Genomic DNA, 20,242 nt, shown 5'->3' on the forward strand with positions numbered 1-20,242 from the left:
TCACCGGGGCCGCCATCCGGCCTAGACCCGCTGCTCTCAGTCCTGTCCGCCCAGCACGAAGCGGACGAGATCGTCCGCATCCATGTCGCCGATATCGCCGTCGTCGCCGGTCTCCGCCGCGGATTCCTCGTCGTAGGTCCGCTCCGACCGGTCGACCGCCTCCACGAGCAGGTCCATCAGGCCCAGCGAGCGGAGCTGGTCGAACGAGACCGCCGCCAGGAACTTCCGGACGCGGGTCTCCTCCTCGGACAGCGGAACGTCGTCGACGTCGCCGAACAGCTCGCGGTGGAGGTGCCCGGCGATGGCGTTCGCGGTCGGGTAGTCGAACACGAGCGTCGAGGCCAGCCGCACGCCCGTCCGCTCCGCCAGCACGTTCCGGACCTCGACGGCGGCGAGCGAGTCGACACCCATCTCCCGGAACGCCTGCGCCGGCTCGATGTCCGACCCGTCGCCGTAGCCGAGCAGCTCGGCGGCGATCGAGCGCACCAGCGTCAGCAGCGCCTCGCGCCGCTCCGCCGGTTCCAGGTGGGCCAGTTCCTCGTGCAGGGTCGCCTCGGCCACGACGGCGTCGCGTTCGACGATCGTGTCCGCGCCCAGCGCCTGCCGGACCTCCGGCAGCTCGCTCAGCAGCGCGCTCTGGCGGGGCAGGGTGAACGTCTGGGCGAAGCGGCTCCAGTCGAAGTCCGCGGCCAGCACGGACCCCTGGAAGCCCAGGGCGCGGCCGAACGCCGTCATCGCCTCGGCCGGGGCCAGCGGGACCAGGCCGTGGCGCTGCATGTGGTCGAGCATGTCGCCCTGCATCGCCATCCCGGTCTCGCCCCAGAGGCCCCAGCCGAGCGAGGTGCCGCGCAGCCCGCGGCGCACCCGGTCTTCGGCCAGCGCGTTCAGGTAGGCGTTGGCCGCGGCGTAGGCGCTCTGCTTGCCGCTGCCGAGCATGCCGGCGACCGACGAGTACAGCACGAAGAAGTCGAGCTCCCGGTCCCCGACGAGCTCGTCGAGCAGCCGGGCCCCGGCCACCTTGGACTTGAGGACCGCTTCGACGTCGTCCAGGGTCAGGGCGACGACGTCGGCGCCGCCCTGCGGGACGCCGGCGGAGTGGACGACACCGCGCAGCGGGTGCTCGGCGGGGATCGCGTCGAGCATCGCGGCGAGCTGGTCGCGTTCGGCGACGTCGCAGGCGACGACGGCCGCCTCGGCGCCCCGCGCGGCCAGGTCTTCGACCAGCTCGGCGGCGCCCGGTGCGTCCGGGCCGCGGCGGCTGGTCAGCACCAGCCGCTTGACGCCGGCGTCGGCGAGCCAGCGCGCGGTCTCCGCGCCGAGCGCGCCGGTTCCGCCGGTGACCAGGACCGTGCCGGGCCCGGCCAGCGCCGGGGTGATCACCGGGGTCTCGGCCGCGGTGGTGCGGCGCAGCCGCCGGCCGAGGATCCGGCCGGTCCGCAGGCACACCTGGTCTTCGCCGTCGATCCCGGCGAGCACGAGCGGCAGGTTCTTGAGGTCGGCCTCGCTCGGTTCGGCCGTGAGGTCGACCATGCCGCCCCAGGCCGCGGACAGCTCCAGCGCGACGGTGCGGCCGAAGCCCCAGACCGCGGCCTGCTCGACGGTGTCCGGCGCCGCCGGATGGTCCTCGACGCCCAGCGCCTCACGGGTCAGGCACCACAGCCGGACCCCGGCGCCGAACCGGTCGACCTCCTGGACCAGCGCCTGGACCAGGACGGCGGTGAGCGTCATCCCGGCCGGGGCCGTCGGTGCGCCCGGCAGCGGTTCGGAGCGCAGGGCCAGCAGCGAGACGACGCCGTCGAACGAGCCGGGCAGCGCCTCGATCCGGGCCGCCAGGGCGACCGGGTCGGGTTCGGCGACCGGGAGCACCGTGACGTCACCGGGCAGCGCGCCGAGCACCCGGCCGACCCACGGCTGGTCCTCGGTGCCCTCGGCCACGACGGCGAGCCACCGGCCCGGCACCGCGGCTTCGACCGGCACCTTCAACGGCGTCCAGTCGATCCGGTACCACCAGCGGTCGATCGCGGCGTCGCTGCGCAGCTTCTCCCGCCACGACGTCAGCGCGGGCAGGACGGAGTCCAGCGCCGTGCGGTCGACGTCCAGCACCGAAGCCAGGGTGTCGACGTCGGCGGCGGCGACCGTGCTCCACAGCCGCGCGTCCGCCGCGCTCTCCCCCGCTTCGGGCGCGGCCTTCGCTTGGGCCTCGGGCCAGTAGTTCTTGCGCTGGAAGGCGTACGTCGGCAGCGGGACGCCGGTGGTGACGCCGGCGCGGTCGAAGTAGGCACGCCAGTCGATCGTGACGCCCTGGGCGTGCGCCCCGGCGACCGCGGTCACCATCCGGCGCCAGTCACCCTCGCCGGTGCGCAGGGTCTCCTGGAACACCAGCGGCTCGCCGGTGGGGTCCATGGTCTGCTCCAGCGCCATCTTCAGCACCGGGCTCGGGCTGGGCTCGATGAACGCCGCGGTCCCGTCGGCCACCATCGCCGCGGACGCGTCGCCGAACAGCACGGTCTGGCGGATGTTGCGGTACCAGTACCGGGCGTCCAGCTCGGCGGTGTCCAGCAGCCCGCCGGTCACCGACGAGTAGAACCGCACCGTGCTGCTGCGCGGGGTGATCGGCGCCAGCTGCTCCAGCAGGTCGTCCTCGAGGAGCTCGACCTGCGGCGAGTGCGCGGCGAAGTTCACCCCGGCCAGGCGCCAGCGCATCATGCCGGCGGCCGAGAGGCGCTTCTCCAACGCGGTCAACGCGCCTTCGTCGCCGGAGACGGTGACCAGCTTCGGCCCGTTGACCGCGGCGATCGAGACCTCGTCACCGAGGTCCGCCACCAGGGCACGGACGTCGTCGGCCGGCGCCACGATCGACAGCATCGCGCCGGTGCGGGCGAGCTTCTGCCTGATCAAGCGACTGCGCAGGGCAACTACCCGGGCGCCGTCGGACAGGCTCAGGGCGCCCGCGACGCAGGCCGCGGCGATCTCGCCCTGCGAGTGCCCGACCACGGCGGCGGGCTCGACGCCGAACTCGCGCCACAGCGCGGCCAGCGACACCATCACCGCCCACAGCGCGGGCTGGACGATGTCGACCTCCTGCAAGGCCTCGTCGTCCTCCAGGACCTCGAGCAGCGACCAGTCGACGAACTCGGACAGCGCCGCGGCGCACTCGGCCATCGTCCCGGCGAAGACCGGGGACGCGGCCAGCAGGTCGCGGGCCATCCCGGCCCACTGCGAGCCCTGGCCCGGGAAGACGAACGCCGGGGCGCGGGTGCCGAAGGTGCGGCCGGTCACGACGTCCGGCGCGGCCTCCCCGGCGGCGACGGCGGTGAGCGCGGCCGTCAGCCCCGCCCGGTCCTCGCCGACCAGGACGGCCCGGTGCGCGAACGCCGACCGCCCGGCGAGCGCGCGGCCGATCGCGGCCGCGTCCGCCTGCTCGGGCAGGTGCGCCAGCACCCGCTCCGCCTGGCTGCGCAGGGCCGCCGACGTCCGGCCCGAGAGCACCCACGGCACGATCGCCGGCGGCGTCTCCGGGGCGGGCGCGGGGGCCGGCGCGGGGGCGGCTTCCAGCACGGTGTGGGCGTTGGTGCCGCTGATGCCGAAGGACGACACCGCCGCGCGGCGCACGCGGCCGGCGTCCGGCCACGGCCGCGCCTGCGACAGGACCTCGACACCGCTGTCCTGCCAGTCCACGTGGGACGACGGGGTGGCCGCGTGCAGCGAGCGCGGCAGGACGCCGTGGCGCATGGCGAGGACCATCTTGATGATCCCGGCCACGCCCGCGGCGGCCTGCGTGTGCCCGATGTTGGACTTCACCGAGCCGATCGGCAGCGGGTTCTCCCGGTCGCGGCCGTAGGTGGCGATGAGCGCCTGCGCCTCGATCGGGTCGCCGAGCTTGGTGCCGGTGCCGTGCGCCTCGATCGCGTCGATGTCCGAAGTGGACAGTCCGGCCGCGGCCAGCGCCTGGCGGATCACCCGCTGCTGCGAGGGCCCGTTGGGCGCGGTGAGGCCGTTGGACGCGCCGTCGGAGTTGATCGCCGAGCCGCGGACGACCGCGAGGATCTCGTGGCCGTTGCGCCGCGCGTCGGACATCCGCTCCAGCAGCAGCATCCCGACGCCCTCGGCGAAGCCCAGGCCGTCGGCGTCGTCGGAGAACGCCTTGCAGCGGCCGTCGGTGGCGAGGCCGCGCTGGCGGCTGAACCCGACGAACGTGCCGGGCGTGGCCATCACGGTCGCGCCGCCGGCCAGCGCCAGCCCGCACTCGCCGTTGCGCAGCGCCTGCGCGGCCAGGTGCAGGGTGACCAGCGACGACGAGCACGCCGTGTCGACGGTCAGGGTCGGGCCTTCGAAGCCGAAGGTGTAGGCGACCCGGCCGGAGGCGACGCTCGGCGAGCTGCCGTTGCTCTCGTAGCCGTCGGTGTCGGCCATGTGGTTCAGCGTCAGGCCGTAGTCGTTGTACATCACGCCGACGAACACGCCGGTGCGGCTGCCGCGCAGGGTGGCCGGGTCGATCCCGGCGCCCTCGACGGCCTCCCAGCCGGTCTCCAGCAGCAGCCGCTGCTGGGCGTCGGTGGCCAGCGCCTCGCGCGGGTTCATCCCGAAGAACTCCGGGTCGAACTCCCCCGCGTTGTGCAGGAAGCCGCCTTCGCGGGTGTAGGTCGTGCCGGGGTTGTCGGGGTCCGGGTGGTAGAGCGAGGCGATGTCCCAGCCGCGGTTGGCCGGGAAGGCCGTGATCGCGTCCCGCTCCTCGGTCAGCAGCTGCCAGAGGTCTTCGGGCGAGGACACGCCGCCCGGGAACCGGCAGCTCATGCCCACGATGACGATCGGGTCGCCCGCCACGGCGGCGGGCACGGCGGTTTCGTCGGTCACCGCGCCGGAGCCGAGCAGCGCTTCCAGGAGGTGCCCGCCGAGCGCGGCGATGGTCGGGTAGTCGAACACGGCGGTGGCGCTGAGCCGGACGCCGGTCGCGCCGTCGAGCCGGTTGCGCAGCTCCAAGGCGGTCAGGGAGTCGAAACCGAGCTGCTGGAACGTCTGGTCGGCGTCGAGCCCGCCGGTGTCGGCGTGCCCGAGGACCTGGGCGACCTGCGCGGTGATCAGCTCGCGCAGGGCCCGGACGCGCCCGGCCTCGTCGAGCGCGCCGAGCCGGCGGACGAGACCGACCGCGGCTTCCCCACCCGCCGCGGCGGCGGACCGGCGCAGCGGGACGCGGATCAGGCCGCGCAGGATCGGCGGGACCTCGCCCATGGCCCGCAGCACGGGCAGGTCGAGGTGGACCGGCGCGAGGTCGGGCACGCCGGCGGCCAGGGCCGCGTCGAACAGCCGCGTGCCCAGCTCCGCCGGGATGGCCGGGGTGCCGGCGCGGGCCATCCGCGCGAGGTCGGCGTCGGTCAGCGCGCTCGTCATGCCGCTGCCCGCGGCCCACGGGCCCCAGGCGAGCGAGGTGGCGGGCAGGCCTTCGGCGTGGCGGCGGCGGGCGAGGGCGTCGAGGAACGCGTTGGCCGCGGCGTAGTTCGCCTGGCCCGCGGTGCCGACGGTGCCGGCGACCGACGAGAACACCACGAACGACGTCAGGCCGAGGTCCTTGGTCAGCTCGTGCAGGTTCCACGCGCCCTGGGCCTTGGGCCGCAGCACGCGGTCGAAGCGCTCGGCGGTCAGGGAGTCGAGAACGCCGTCGTCGACGACGCCCGCACTGTGCACGACGGCGGTCAGCGGGTGCTCGGCCGGGATCCCGGCCAGCAGCGCGGCCAGGGCGTCCCGGTCGGCGACGTCGCACGCGGCGACGCTCGCTTCGGTGCCGTGCGCGGCGAGTTCGGCGATCAGCGCGGTGACCTCGTCGACGTCGCCGCCGCTGCGGCTGACCAGCAGCAGGCGGCGCATGCCGTGTTCGGAAGCCAGGTGCCGGGCGAACAGCGCGCCCAGTCCCCCGGTGCCGCCGGTGATCAGGACGGTGCCGTCGGGGTCGCCGAAAGCCTCGGCTTCGGCCACGGCGACGCGGGCGAGCCGGCCACCGTGCACCTGGCCGTCGCGCAGGACGACCTGCGGTTCGTCCGTGGTGAGGGCAGCGGCCAGGCCGGTTGTGTCGTCGGCGAGGTCGACCAGCGTGACGCGGCCCGGGTGCTCGGCCTGCGCGGAACGGACGAGCCCCCAGACGGCCGCCGCGGCGGGGTCGCCGTCGGTGGCCCCGCGGGTGAGGACGACAAGCCGCGTCTCCCGCAGCCGATCTTCGGCCAGCCACTCCTGGAGGAGAGCGAGAGTGCGGGCGGTCAGGGCCCGGGCCGACTCGGCCGCGTCGTCGTGCGGCTGGTCCAGAAGCGGGAGGACCACCAGGTCCGGTGCGGCCGCGGCGGCCGCTTCGACGTCGGCGAAGGCGGTCTCGATCCCGGCCGTGGTCAGGAGTTCGGTCGTGTCGCCCAGGACACCGGCCGTGGTGAAGCCGGACGGCGTCGCGGTCAGCGGGGTCCACGTGAGCCGGTACAGGTGTTCCTGGCCCACCGGGCCGGGACGGGACGCGGTCAGCGGGCGCAGCCGCAGCGAAGCGGCCTCCGCGACCGGCTGCCCGGCCGGGTCGGCGACGGCGATCGCGACACCCGCGCCGGACCGGGAGATCCGGACCCGGACGGTGGCCGCGCCGGTCGCGTGCAGCTGGACGCCTTCCCAGGCGAACGGCAGTTCGGCGGCGCCGCTTTCGGTGCCCAGCAAGCCGATCGCGTGCAGGCAGGCGTCGAACAGGGCCGGATGCAGGCCGAACGCGCCCGCCTCCCCCGCCTCGTCGCTCGGGAGCGCGACGTCGGCGAAGACGTCGTCACCGAGCTGCCACGCGGCGGTCAGGCCACGGAAAGCTCCGGTGTAGGACAGTCCGGCGTCGGTGAGGCGCTCGTAGTGGCCGTCGAGGTCCACCTCGGTGGCACCGGCAGGCGGCCACTCCGCGGCGTCGAAGGTGGCCGCCGGACGTGCCGGGCCGAACACGCCGGTGGCGTGCTGGATCCAGGCCAGGTCGTCGGCGTCTTCGGGTCGCGAGTAGACGGTGAGCGCGCGACGTCCGTCGCCGGCCGGCTCGGCCACGCGCAGCTGCACCTGGACACCGCCGCGGCCGGGCAGGACCAGGGGCGCGGTGAGCGTGAGTTCTTCCAGGCACGGCGTCCCGGCTTCGTCGCCGGCGCGCAGGGCGAGTTCGGCGAAGACGGTGCCGGGCAGCATCACGCTGCCGCCGACGACGTGCCCGGCCAGCCACGGGTGCCCGGACACGGACAGCCGGCTGGTCAGCAGGATCTCGCCCGACCCGGCCGGACGCACCACGGCGCCGACCATCGGGTGGCCGCCGACGCCGAGGCCCGCGGCGGTGGCGTCGCCGCGAGGCGTCGCGCCACCCTTCGGCCAGAAGCGTTCCCGCTGGAACGCGTACGTCGGCAGCGCGGTCCGCCGGCCGCCGGCCAGCACCGCGGCCCAGTCGACGCGGACGCCGGTGACGTGCAGGCCGCCCAGCCCGGCGAGCGCGGCCCGCGGCTCGGGGACGTCCTTGCGCAGCAACGGAACCGTGACGACGTCGGACGGGAGGGTCCCGGCGGTCATCGCCGACAGGACGCCGTCCGGGCCGAACTCGGCGAAGACGCGGACGCCGCGCCCGTGCAGCGCCGTGACGCCGTCGGCGAAGCGGACGGTCCGGCGGACGTTGTCGACCCAGTGGCCCGGACCGACGTCTTCCAGCAGCTCGCCGGTCACCGTGGACACGAGCGGGATCCGCGGCGTGGCGTAGGTCAGGGACTCGGCCACCGCGCGGAACTCGTCGAGCATCGGGTCCATCAGCGGCGAGTGGAACGCGTGACTCACCTTGAGCTGAGTCGTCTTCTCGAACTGCGCCGCGACGGCCAGCACGGCGTCCTCGACGCCCGCGAGCACGACGGCCGCAGGACCGTTGACCGCCGCGATGGCGACGTCGTCGCCCAGCAACGGGCGCACTTCGTCTTCGGTGGCCCGCACGGACACCATCGCGCCGCCGGCGGGCAGCGCGCCCATCAGCGAAGCGCGGGCCGCGACCAGCGTGCAGGCGTCGGCCAGGGACAGCGCACCCGCGACGTGCGCGGCCGCGATCTCCCCCACCGAGTGCCCGAGCACGTAGTCCGGGCGCACGCCCCACGACTCGGCGAGCCGGAACAGCGCGACTTCGAGCGCGAACAACGCGGGCTGCGCGGCGGCGGTGCCGGCCAGCGCGCGGGAGTCCTCGCCCCAGACGATCCCGGACCAGTCGCCGGGCAGCAGCTCGACGACCGCGTCCCAGGCCTGGGCGAACGCGGGGTACCGGGCGTAGAGCCGGCGGCCCATGCCGAGACGCTGGGCGCCCTGGCCGGCGAACAATGCGGCGAGCTTCGCCGTCTCGTCGGCGTGGCCGGTGACGACGGCCGGGTGCGGCTCCCCCGCGGCCAGCGCTTCGAGCGCGGCGGCGAGTTCGCCGCGGTGCTCGGACAGCACGACCGCGCGCTGGTCGAAGGCGGTCCGGCCGGTGGCGAGGCTGTAGCCCGCGTCGACGCGGTTCAGGTCAGTGGCTTCGGTCGCGTGCGCCGCCAGCCGGGCGGCCTGCGCCCGCAGGGCGGGTTCGGTGAACGCGGACAGCGGCCACGGCACGACACCGGCGTCCGGCGGCGCGTCCGGCAGCTTCGCGTCCGGGGCCTGCTCGATGATCGTGTGGGCGTTGGTGCCGCTGATGCCGAACGACGACACCGCCGCGCGGCGCGCCCGGCCGGTCTCCGGCCAGGGCCGGTTCCCGGTGACGACCTCGACGTCGCCGGCGGCCCAGTCGACGTGCGTCGACACTTCGCCGGCGTGCAGGCTCGGCGGGACGACGCCGTGCCGCAGCGCCTCGACCATCTTGATGATCCCGGCGACACCGGCGGCGGCCTGGGTGTGGCCGATGTTGGACTTGACCGAGCCCAGCAGCAGCGGGGTTTCCCGGTCGCGGCCGTAGGTCGCGAGCAGTGCCTGGGCCTCGATCGGGTCGCCGAGGGTGGTGCCGGTGCCGTGGCCTTCGACGACGTCGACGTCCGAAGTGGACAGTCCGGACGCGGCCAGCGCCTGGCGGATCACGCGTTGCTGCGACGGGCCGTTCGGCGCCGTGAGGCCGTTCGACGCGCCGTCGGAGTTGACGGCGGAGCCCTTGACCACGGCGAGCACCGGGTGGCCGTTGCGGCGCGCGTCGGACAGCCGTTCCAGCAGGAGCATCCCGGCGCCCTCGGACCAGCCGACGCCGTCCGCGTCGTCGGAGAAGGACTTGCAGCGGCCGTCGGCGGAGAGGCCACGCTGGCGGGAGAACCCGACGAACGTGCCCGGGGTGGACATCACGGTGACGCCGCCGGCGAGGGCGAGCGTGCACTCGCCGGAACGCAGCGCCTGCGCCGCCCAGTGCAGCGCGACCAGCGACGACGAACACGCCGTGTCCACGGTGACGGCGGGACCTTCGAGGCCCAGCACGTACGAGACGCGGCCGGAGGCGACGCTGCCCGCGCTGCCGTTGCCCTGGTAGGCCTCGAGGTCACCGCCGGAGACGAGGCTGTTGTAGTCGTTGTACATCACGCCGGCGAACACGCCGGTCCGGCTGCCGCGCAGGACACGCGGGTCGATGCCGGCCCGCTCGATCGCCTCCCACGAGACTTCCAGCAGCAGCCGCTGCTGGGTGTCGGTGGCGACGGCTTCGCGCGGGCTCATCCCGAAGAACGCGGCGTCGAACTCGGCCGCGTCGTGCAGGAAGCCGCCGTGACGCGTGTAGGACGTGCCCGGGTGATCCGGGTCGGGGTCGTAGAGGGAGTCGACGTCCCAGCCGCGGTCGGACGGGAACTCCGTGATGGCGTCGGTACTTCCGGCGACGAGGTCCCAGAGCTGCTCGGGCGTGGTGACGCCGCCCGGGTAGCGGCAGCTCATCGCGACGATCGCGATCGGCTCGTCGAGCAACGGCGCAGTCACCCGTGCCGCGTCCTGGTGGTCGTCGTCCGCGCCGGCCAGCTGGCCGGTCAGGTGCCGGGCCAGCGCGGTCATCGTCGGGTAGTCGAACACGGTCGTGGCCGGCAGCGCGACGCCGGACGCGGCGGTCAGCTTGTTGCGCAGGTCGACGGCGGTCAGGGAGTCGAAACCGAGCTCCTGGAACGTCTTCGCGGCCGGGATCGCGGCGGCGTCGGCGTGCCCGAGCACCAGCGCGACCTGGCCACGCACGAGGTCGAGCACGGCTTCGGCCCGCTCGTCCTCGCTCAGCCCGGCCAGGCGGCGCACCAGGCCCGCGGCGGCCGGACCGCCGCCGGCGAGACGGCGCCCGGACACCCGCACCAGGCCGCGCAGCAGCGGCGGGATCTCCGGCTGGGTCCGGATCACCGGCAGGTCGAGGCGCACCGGCAGCAGCACGGCGCGGTCGGTGGTCAACGCACGGTCGAACAGCCGGATGCTCTGCTCCGGCTGCAGCACCGGCATGCCGAGCCGGGCCATCCGCTCGATGTCGGCGTCGGAGAGCGCCCGGGTCATCCCGGTCGCGGCGGCCCACGGGCCCCAGCCCAGCGACTGCGCCGGGCGTCCTTCGCCGGCGCGGCGCAGGGCGAGCGCGTCGAGGAAGGCGTTGGCGGCGGCGTAGTTGGCCTGCCCGGCGCCACCGAAGGTGCCGGCGACCGACGAGAAGGAGACGAACGCGGCGAGGTCGAGGTCGCGGGTCAGCTCGTGCAGGTTCCAGGCCGCGTCCACCTTGGGCCGCAGCACGGTCGCGAGCCGCTCGGGGGTCAGCGACCCGAGGACGCCGTCGTCGAGCACACCGGCGGTCTGCACGACGGCGGTCAGCGGGTGCTCGGCCGGGACGTTGTCGAGCAGGGCCCGCAGCGCGTCGCGGTCGGCGATGTCGCAGGACCGGACGTCGACGTCGGCGCCGGCCTCGGTGAGGTCGGCGACCAGTTCGGAGGCGCCGTCGGCGGCCAGGCCACGGCGGCTGACGAGCAGCAGGTGCCGGGCGCCGCGTTCGGTGACCAGGTGGCGGGCCAGCAGCCCGCCGAGCCCGCCGGTGCCGCCGGTGATGAGCACAGTCCCGTCGGGGTCCCAGGAGGCGGCACTTTCACGTGAAAGTGCCGCTTCGGCGCGGGTGAGGCGGGCCGCGCGCAGGTCGCCGTCGACCAGCGTGACCTGCGGTTCGCCCGTGCCGAGCGCGGACGGCAGTGCGGCCAGGGACTCGGCGGTGCCGTCGAGGTCGACGAGCACGATGCGGCCCGGGTGCTCGACCTGGGCGGTGCGGGCGAGGCCCCAGACGGCGGCCGCGGGCAGGTCCGCCCCGGTCGTCGCGCCGCGGGTGACGAGCACCAGCCGCGCCGCGGCGAACCGCTCGTCGGCCAGCCAGTCCTGCAGCAGGGCCAGGACGTGCGTGGTGAGTTCGTGCGTTTCCCGTACGACGTCGGCGTTCTCGGCCCCGGCGACCGGGAGGACGACGAACGGCGGGACGTCACCCTCGAAGGTCAGCGGGCTCGAGAGCCGCGTCGCGTCCGGGAAGACGCCGGCGACGCCGAGCGGGTCACTGCCCGCGACGGCCACCGCGCCGGACTCGGGGGCGCCGGGCGTGAACGGGATCCAGTCGAGCTGGAACAGGGAGTCGCGGTCGGCGGTGTCGTCGATCGCGCCCGAGGGCAGCGGCCGGAGCACCAGGGAGCGCACGGACGCGACGGGGTGGTCGTCGGCGTCGGTGACGTACAAGGACACCGCGTCGTCCCCGGCGGGTGAGATCCGCACGAGCACCGCGGTCGCGCCCGCGGCGTGCACCGAGACGCCTTCCCACGAGAACGGCAGCGAACCGGGGCGGACGGCGGTGCTGAACGACGTCGCGTGCAGGCAGGCGTCGAGCAGCGCGGGGTGCAGCCCGAACGACGCCGCGTCGGCGTGTTCGTCCTCGGGCAGCTCGACCTCGGCGAAGACGTCCTCGCCGTGCCGCCACACCGCGGTCAGGCCGCGGAAGGCCGGGCCGTACTCGAAGCCCTGGTCGGCGAACCGGTCGTACAGGTCGGCCAGGTCTGCTTCGGCCGCGCCGTCGGGCCGGCGGACCGGCTCCGGCGCGGGTTCGGCGGTGGCCAGCAGCGTGCCGCTCGCGTGCCGCGTCCACGGCTGGTCGATGGCGTCTTCGCGGCGCGAGTAGACGGTGATCGGCCGGTCGCCGGCCTCGTCGGGCGGGCCGACGGCGACCTGGACGTGCGTGCCGGCCTCGTCGGCCAGCACCAGCGGCGCTTGCAGGGTCAGCTCGCCGACACCCGGGCAGCCGAGCTGATCGCCCGCGCAGACGGCGAGCTCGAGCAGCGCGGTACCGGGCAGCAGGACCGAACCGGCGATGCGGTGCCCGGCCAGCCACGGGTGCGTGGCCAGCGAAACCCTTGCGGTGAACAGGAATCCGCCCGACTCGGGCAGTTCGATGCCGCCGCCGAGCAGCGGGTGGGCGACGGCGCCAAGGCCGATCGCGCCGACGTCGCCGGGCAGCGTGGCCATCCGCGGCCAGAAGCGTTCGTGCTGGAAGGCGTAGGTGGGCAGGGCGAGCTGGTGGCCCCCGACGAAGTAGGCGTCCCAGTCGACGTCGACGCCGTGCGCGTGGACCGCGGCGAGCGCGTCGACGAGCGTCTCGACGTCCTCACGGTCGCGGCGCAGTGCCGGGACGGCGACGGCTTCGGCGGGGAGAGTGTCGGCGGCCATGGCGCTGAGCACGCCGGCCGGGCCGACCTCGAGGAACGCCGTGACGCCGTCGGCGAGCAGGGCCGCGACGCCGTCGGCGAACCGGACGGCCTCGCGGACGTGGCGCACCCAGTAATCCGCCGTGCCCAGCTCGTCGCCGGCGATCGCGCCGGTCAGGTTCGACACCACCGGCAGCTCGGCCGGGGCGTACTCGACGGTCTCCGCGATCGCGCGGAAGTCGTCGAGCATCGGGTCCATCAGCGGCGAGTGGAACGCGTGGCTCACCTTCAGGCGGCTGGTCCGGTGACCAGCCGAGGCGAAGGTCGCGGCGATCTCCGTGACGGCGGCTTCGTCGCCCGACAGGACGACCGACTCCGGCCCGTTGACCGCGGCGATCGACACTCCGGCGCGGCCGTCGATCGCTCCGGCGACAGCCGCTTCGGTCGCGTTGATCGCGACCATCGCGCCGCTTGTGGGCAGCGCGGCCATCAAGCGGCCGCGCGCCGCCACCAGGCGGGACGCGTCGGCGAGGGAGAAAACGCCGGCGACGTGCGCCGCGGCCAGCTCGCCGATCGAGTGGCCGAGCAGCAGGTCCGGCGTGACGCTCCACGAGCGCAGCAGGCGGTACAGGGCAACCTCGATCGCGAACAGCGCGGGCTGCGCGACGTCGGTCGATTCGAGGGACGCGTCGGCGTCGAACATGCGCTCCCGCAAGGAGAACCCGAGTTCCGGGTCGAGGTGCGCGCAGACGTCGTCGAGGGCCGCGGCGAACGCCGGGAACCGCTCGTACAGCTCACGTCCGGCGCCGGCGCGCTGGGCGCCCTGGCCGGTGAACAGGAACGCGGTCCGGGCGCCCGGGCTGGCCGGGGCGGGCACGTCCTCCCCCGCCGCGAGGGCGGTGAGCGCGGCGACCGGGTCGCCGGTGAGGACCGCGCGGTACTCGAACGCCGTCCGGGTGGTGGCCAGTGACCAGGCGACGTCGCGGGGGTCGGCGTCGCCGATCGCCGTCAGGAGCCGCTCGGCCTGGGCACGCAGGGCTTCCGGGGTCCGGGCGGCCAGCAGCCACGGCGCGGGCCGGTCGTCCTGGGTCACCGCGGGTGCCGGTTCGGCGGCCGGGGCCTGCTCCAGCACGACGTGGGCGTTGGTGCCGCTGATGCCGAACGACGACACCGCGGCCCGGCGCGGCCGGCCGGTTTCGGGCCACGGCCGGGTGTCGGTGACGAGCTGGATGTCACCGGCCGTCCAGTCCACGTGGGACGACGGCGCGTCGATGTGCAGGCTCTTCGGGACGATCCCGGCGCGCATGGCGAGCACGGACTTGATCACGCCCGCGACGCCGGCGGCGGCCTGGGTGTGGCCGAGGTTCGACTTGACCGAGCCGAGCAGCAGCGGCTGGAACTCGTCGCGTTCCTGGCCGTAGGTGGCCAGCAGCGCCTGCGCCTCGATCGGGTCACCGAGGGTGGTGCCGGTGCCGTGGCCTTCGACGACGTCCACTTCGGACGGTGTCAGCCCGGCGGCGCCGAGCGCCTGGCGGATGACGCGCTGCTGCGACGGCCCGTTCGGGGCGGTGAGGCCGTTGGACGCGCCGTCGGAGTTGACGGCCGAGCCGCGGACCACGGCGAGCACGGGGTGGCCGTTGCGGCGCGCGTCGGACAGCCGCTCCAGCACGAGGACGCCGACGCCTTCGGACCAGCCGACGCCGTCGGCACTGTCCGCGTAGGACTTGCAACGGCCGTCCGCGGCGAGGCCGCGCTGGCGGCTGAAGTCGATGAACGTGCCCGGCGTGGCCATCACGGTGACGCCGCCGGCCAGCGCCAGCTCGCACTCGCCGCGTTGCAGGGCGGTCGCCGCCATGTGCAGCGCGACCAGCGAAGACGAGCACGCGGTGTCGACGGTGACCGACGGGCCTTCCAGCCCGAAGACGTAGGAGATGCGGCCGGACAGCACGCTGCCCGCGTTGCCGGTGCCGAGGTACCCGAGCGAGTCGGCCGGGAACTCGACGTTCGCGCCGAGGTAGTCGTGGTACATGATCCCGGCGTAGACGCCGGTCCGGCTGCCGCGCAGGGTCCCCGGCCGGATGCCGGCGCGTTCCAGGGCCTCCCACGACGTCTCCAGCAGCTGACGCTGCTGCGGGTCCATCGCCAGGGCCTCACGCGGCGAGATGCCGAAGAAGCCGGGGTCGAAGCCCGCGACGTCGTCGAGGAACCCACCGTCGCGGGTGTAGCTGGTGCCCGCGTGGTCGGGGTCGGGGTGGTAGATGGCGTCGACGGGCCAGCCGCGGTCGCCGGGGAAGCGCGAGATGCCGTCGCCGTCGCCGACGACGAAGTCCCACAGCTCGTCCGGGGACGTGATGCCGCCCGGGTAGCGGCAGCCCATCGAGACGATGACGACCGGGTCGGACTCGACGGCGGCCGCCGTGCGCACCAGCGTCCGGTCGACGGCATCCAGGGAGCCGACGAGTTCGTCGTGCAGGTGGCGGGCCAGGGCGAGGACGGTCGGGTAGTCGAAGACGAGCGTCGCGGGCAGCCGCAGACCGGTCTCGGCCTGCACGGCGTTGCGCAGCTCGACCGCCGACAGCGAGTCGAAACCGAGGTCGGAGAACGACTGGGCGGGCTCGACCTGGCTGATCGAGCTGTACCCGAGCAGGCCGACGACGTGCGTGCGCACCAGGTCGACCAGCGCGCGCTGCCGGTCGGCCGGGGCCAGCGCGGCGAGCCGGGCGGTCAGACCCGAGTCGGCCTTCGGGCGGCGGCGGGCCGAGCCGCGCACCAGGCGTCGCAGCAGCGGCGGGACCTCCGGCGCGCCCGAAAGCGTGTCGAGGTCGAGGCGGACCGGGGCGAGCAGGGCGTCGTCGGCGCCGAGCGCGGCGTCGAACAGGCTCAGCGCCTGGTCGAGGGCGAGCGGCGGGGTGCCGGCGCGGGTCATCCGCTCGATGTCGGCGTCCGCGAGGGTGCCGGCCATGCCGAGGTTGCCACCTTCGGACTCCCACGGCGCCCACGCGCCCCAGGCCAGCGAGACGGCCGGAAGTCCTTGTGTGCGGCGGTGGTCGGCGAGGGCGTCGAGGAAGGCGTTGGCGGCGGCGTAGTTGCCCTGCCCGGCCGCGCCGAACACGCCGGCGACGGACGAGAAGAGCACGAACGCCGTGACGCCCGGCAGGTCGGCGGTCAGTTCGTGGAGGTGCCAGGCGGCGTCGACCTTGGGCCGCAGGACCGCGTCGACCTGCTCGCCGGTGAGTGACGGGAAGGTCGCGTCGGCCAGGACGCCCGCGGTGTGGACGACGGCCGTGATCTCGTGGCCGGCGAACACCGCGGCCAGGGCGTCGCGGTCGGCGACGTCGCACGCGATCGCCGTGGCGTCGGCGCCCAGTTCCGCGAGGTCGGCGCACAGGCGGTCGGCGCCCGGGGTGTCCGGGCCGCGGCGGCCGAGCAGCAGCAGCCGGCGGACGCCGTGTTCGGTGACGAGGTGCCGGGCGACCTGGCCGCCGAGCCCGCCGAGGCCACCGGTGACGAGCACCGTCGACGTCTCGTCGAACACCGGCGTCGCATCGGTGGTGACGGCGGCGCGTGCGAGCCGGGGCACGCACAGCTTTCCCTCACGGATGGCGATCTTGGGCTCGCCCAGCGCAACGGCCGCGCTCAGCAGCTCCGCGGACGCGGGATCGTCGTCCAGCTCGACCAGGGTGATCCGGTCCGGCTGCTCGGCCTGGGCGGAGCCCAGCAGACCCCACAGCGGTGCCGTGACGAGGTCGCCGTGGGTCACGACGACCAGGCGGGAGCGGGTGAACCGGTCGTCGGCCAGCCAGTCCTGGACGGTGCTCAGGGCCGTGTGAACGGCTTCCCTTACCGCACTGGGAGTTTCGCCGGCCGGGACGACCGGGGTGTAGCGGACGTGGGCCGGGATCTCCGGGCCGAAGTCGGCGCCGAGCGCGGGCCAGTCCGCCACGGCGGGGGCCGCGCCGGCCGGAACCGGGACCCACTCGACCGTGAAGAGCGATTCGTGGCGCGCCTTGCGTCCGGTGTTGGTGGAGACCGGGCGCAGGGCGAGGGAATCCACCGTGGCCACGGGCTCACCGGCGGCGTCGGAGACGTTCAGCGAGACCGAAACCGGGTTGGTCGCGTCGATCCGGACGCGCAGCGCGGACGCGCCGGCGGCGTGCAGGGTGACGCCGGACCACGCGAAGGGCAGCAGCCGGTCCGCGTCCTCGGCCCGGCCCGCCGCGCCGAGCGCGTGCAGGGCGGCGTCGAGCAGGGCGGGGTGCAGGCCGTAGGAGTCGGCGGCGGTCGCCTGACGCGGGCGCGAGACTTCGGCGAACACCTCGTCGCCGCGGCGCCACACGCGTTCCAGGCCCTGGAACGCGGGCCCGTAACCGAACCCGACGGACGCGAGGCCGTCGTAGAAGCCGGTGATGTCGACCTCGTCGGCGCCGGCGGGCGGCCAGGCCTCCGCGGCCGGGACCGTGACCGGCTCCCCCGGAGCCAGGACGCCGCTGGCGTGGCGCTCCCAGGCCGTGTCCTCGGGTTCGTCGTCGAGTCGCGAGTGGACGGTGATCGGGCGGCGGCCGGCGTGGTCGGCCGCGCCGACGATCAGCTGCAGCCGCACCCCGCCGCGCTCCGGCACGACCAGCGGCGCTTCGAGGGTGAGCTCGGCGACCTGCGGGCAGCCGACGCTGTCGCCGGCGCGCACGGCCAGCTCCAGGAACGCCGTGCCCGGCAACAGGATCGAGCCCATGATGACGTGGTCGGCCAGCCACGGCGTCGCCGCCGCGGTGAGCCGGCCGGTGAACAGGTAGCCCTCACCGTCGGCCAGGCCGATCGCGGTGCCGAGCAGCGGGTGCCCGGCCGCGGTGAGGCCCAGGCCGGCCGGGTCGGTGGCCGCCGCGCCCGGCGGCGTCGCCTCCGGCCAGTAACGCTCGTGCTGGAACGCGTAGGTCGGCAGGTCCACCCGGGTCGCGCCGGTCCCGGCGTAGAACCCGGCCCAGTCGACGGGCACCCCGGCGACGTGCAGCGTCGCGAGCGCCGTGGCGGCGGAGAGTTCCTCCGGCCGGCCCGAGCGCAGCAGCGGCACGCAGCGGACGTCGTCGCTCACGGTCTGCTGGGCCATCGCGCTGAGCACGCCGTCGGGCCCCAGCTCGACGAAGCGCGTGACGTCGCGTTCGGCCAGCCAGCGGACGCCGTCGGCGAAGCGGACGGCTTCGCGGACGTGCGAAACCCAGTACGCCGGGTCCTGCAGCTCACCCGGGGTCGCGACGCGGCCGGTGCGGTTCGAGACCACCGGCAGGCGGGCTTCGCCGTAGGTGATGCCGCGCGCCACGGCGGCGAACTCGCCGAGCATCGGCTCCATCCGCGGCGAGTGGAAGGCGTGACTGACGCGCAGGCGCTTGGTCCGGCGGCCGCGCGCGGTCAGCTCGGCGGCGAGCTCGTCGATCGCCGTCTCGTCGCCGGAGAGCACGACGGAGTCCGGGCCGTTGATCGCGGCCAGCGAGACCGCGGCCTCGCGACCGGCGATCAGTTCGAGGGCTTCGGCTTCCGGGATCTCGGCGGCGAGCATCGCGCCGCCGGCCGGCAGTTCCTGCATGAGCCGGCCGCGCGCCGAGACGAGCGCACAGGCGTCTTCGAGGGAGAACACGCCCGCGACGTGGGCCGCGGCGATCTCGCCGACGGAGTGGCCGAGCAGGTAGTCCGGGTGCAGGCCCCACGACTCGGTCAGCCGGAAGAGCGCGACTTCCAGCGCGAACAGGGCGGCCTGCGCGTACTGGGTGTCGTCGAGGTTGCCAGTGCCGCGGACGACGTCCGTCAGCGCGGGGTCGAGGTGGGCGCACGCGGCGTCCCAGGCCTCGGCGAACACCGGGAACGCCTGGTACAGCTCGGTTCCCATGCCGACACGCTGCGCGCCCTGGCCGGTGAACAGGAACGCGACGGCGCCCGCGGCGGCCACGCCGGAGGGGCCGTTGCCCGCGGCGAGGGCGGCCAGACCCTGGCGGAGGTCGTCGAGGCCGGCGCCGGTGACGACCGCGCGGTGCGGCAACGCGGCGCGGGTGGTGCCGAGTGAGTACGCGAGGTCCAGCGGCGCGACCTCTCCGTCCACAAAGGACAAAAGACGCGCGGCCTGCGCCCGCAGCCCGGCCGCGTTCTTGCCCGCCAGGGGCCAGTTCAGCACGCCCGGGGCGCGGACGTCCGGCGACGACTCCCGCTCGGGGATCGCCGGGGCCTGCTCCAGGATGATGTGGGCGTTCGTGCCGCTCAGACCGAACGACGAGACGCCGGCGCGGCGCGGGCGGCCGGTCGCCGGCCACTCGCGGGTGCCGGTGACCAGGGCCAGACCGCTGGAATCCCAGTCGAGGGCCGGAGTCGGCGCGTCGACGCCGAGGGTCTCGGGCAGCACGCCGTGCTGCAGGGCGAGGACCATCTTCAGCACACCGGCGACGCCGGCGGCGGCCTGGGTGTGCCCCAGGTTCGACTTCACCGAGCCGAGCCACAGCGGCTCACCGGTGCGGTCACGGCCGTAGGTGGCGGCCAGGGCGCGGGCCTCGATCGGGTCGCCGAGGGTGGTGCCGGTGCCGTGGGCCTCGACGGCGTCGACGTCGGCCGGGGTGAGCCCGGCGCCGGCGAGCGCGGCGCGGATCACGCGTTCCTGCGCGGGCCCGCTCGGGGCGGTCAGGCCGTTGGACGCGCCGTCCTGGTTGACCGCGCTCCCCCGCATGACCGCGAGGATGCGGTGGCCGTTGCGTTCGGCGTCGGACAGCCGTTCCAGGACGAGGACGCCCGCGCCCTCACCCCAGCCGGTGCCCTCGGCGCCGGCGGCGAACGAGCGGCAGCGGCCGTCGGGCGCGAGGCCGCGCTGGCGGCTGAAGGCGATGAACAACGTCGGGGTGGCCATGATCGTCGCGCCGCCGGCCAAGGCCAGCGAGCAGTCGCCGCGGCGTAGCGCGTGCGCGGCCAGGTGCATCGCGACCAGCGACGCCGAGCACGCGGTGTCGACGGTGATCGCGGGGCCCTCCAGGCCGAGCGCGTACGCGACCCGCCCGGACAGCACGCTGGAGGCGTTCGCCGTGGACAGGTAGTCCTCGGCGCCCTCGGCCGCACTGGCCGCGAGGTGGATGTAGTCCTGGAAGTTCGTGCCGGTGAACACGCCGGTCGACGAGCCGCGCAGCGCGGCCGGGTCGATCCCGGCGCGTTCGATCGCCTCCCAGGAGATCTCCAGCATCAGCCGCTGCTGCGGGTCCATGACCAGCGCTTCGCGCGGCGAGATGCCGAAGAACGCGGGGTCGAAGTCACCCGCGTCGTGCAGGAAACCGCCGTGCCGCACGTACGACGTGCCGCGGGTGTTGCCCTCGGCGTCGTGCAGCCGGTCGACGTCCCAGCCGCGGTCGTCCGGGAACTCCGTGATCGCGTCGCGGCCCCCGGACAGCAGCTCCCACAGCGCCTCGGGACTCGAGGCCCCGCCGGGGAAGCGGCAGCCCAGGCCGACGATCGCGATCGGCTCCTGGTCCGCCGTCTCGGCTTCGCGCAGCTTTTCGCGGGTCTCCTGCAGTTCCACGGTGACGCGCTTGAGGAAGTGCCGAAGCTTCTCTTCGTTGTCCATGAACCCTCGCCCA

Annotated in this window: 1 protein-coding gene; it reads right to left on the bottom strand. The window is 75.0% G+C overall.

Translation table 11 applies throughout. The annotated features are described in order from the left end of the window. Nucleotides 1-36 precede the first annotated feature (36 nt). Nucleotides 37-20,229 (bottom strand): type I polyketide synthase, encoded by a 20,193-nt coding sequence (locus tag OHS58_RS13485; protein WP_328648435.1) that lies wholly within the window; start codon nucleotides 20,227-20,229, stop codon nucleotides 37-39. Nucleotides 20,230-20,242 lie beyond the last annotated feature (13 nt).

This window comes from Amycolatopsis sp. NBC_00348 (assembly GCF_036114655.1).
Classification (GTDB): domain Bacteria; phylum Actinomycetota; class Actinomycetes; order Mycobacteriales; family Pseudonocardiaceae; genus Amycolatopsis.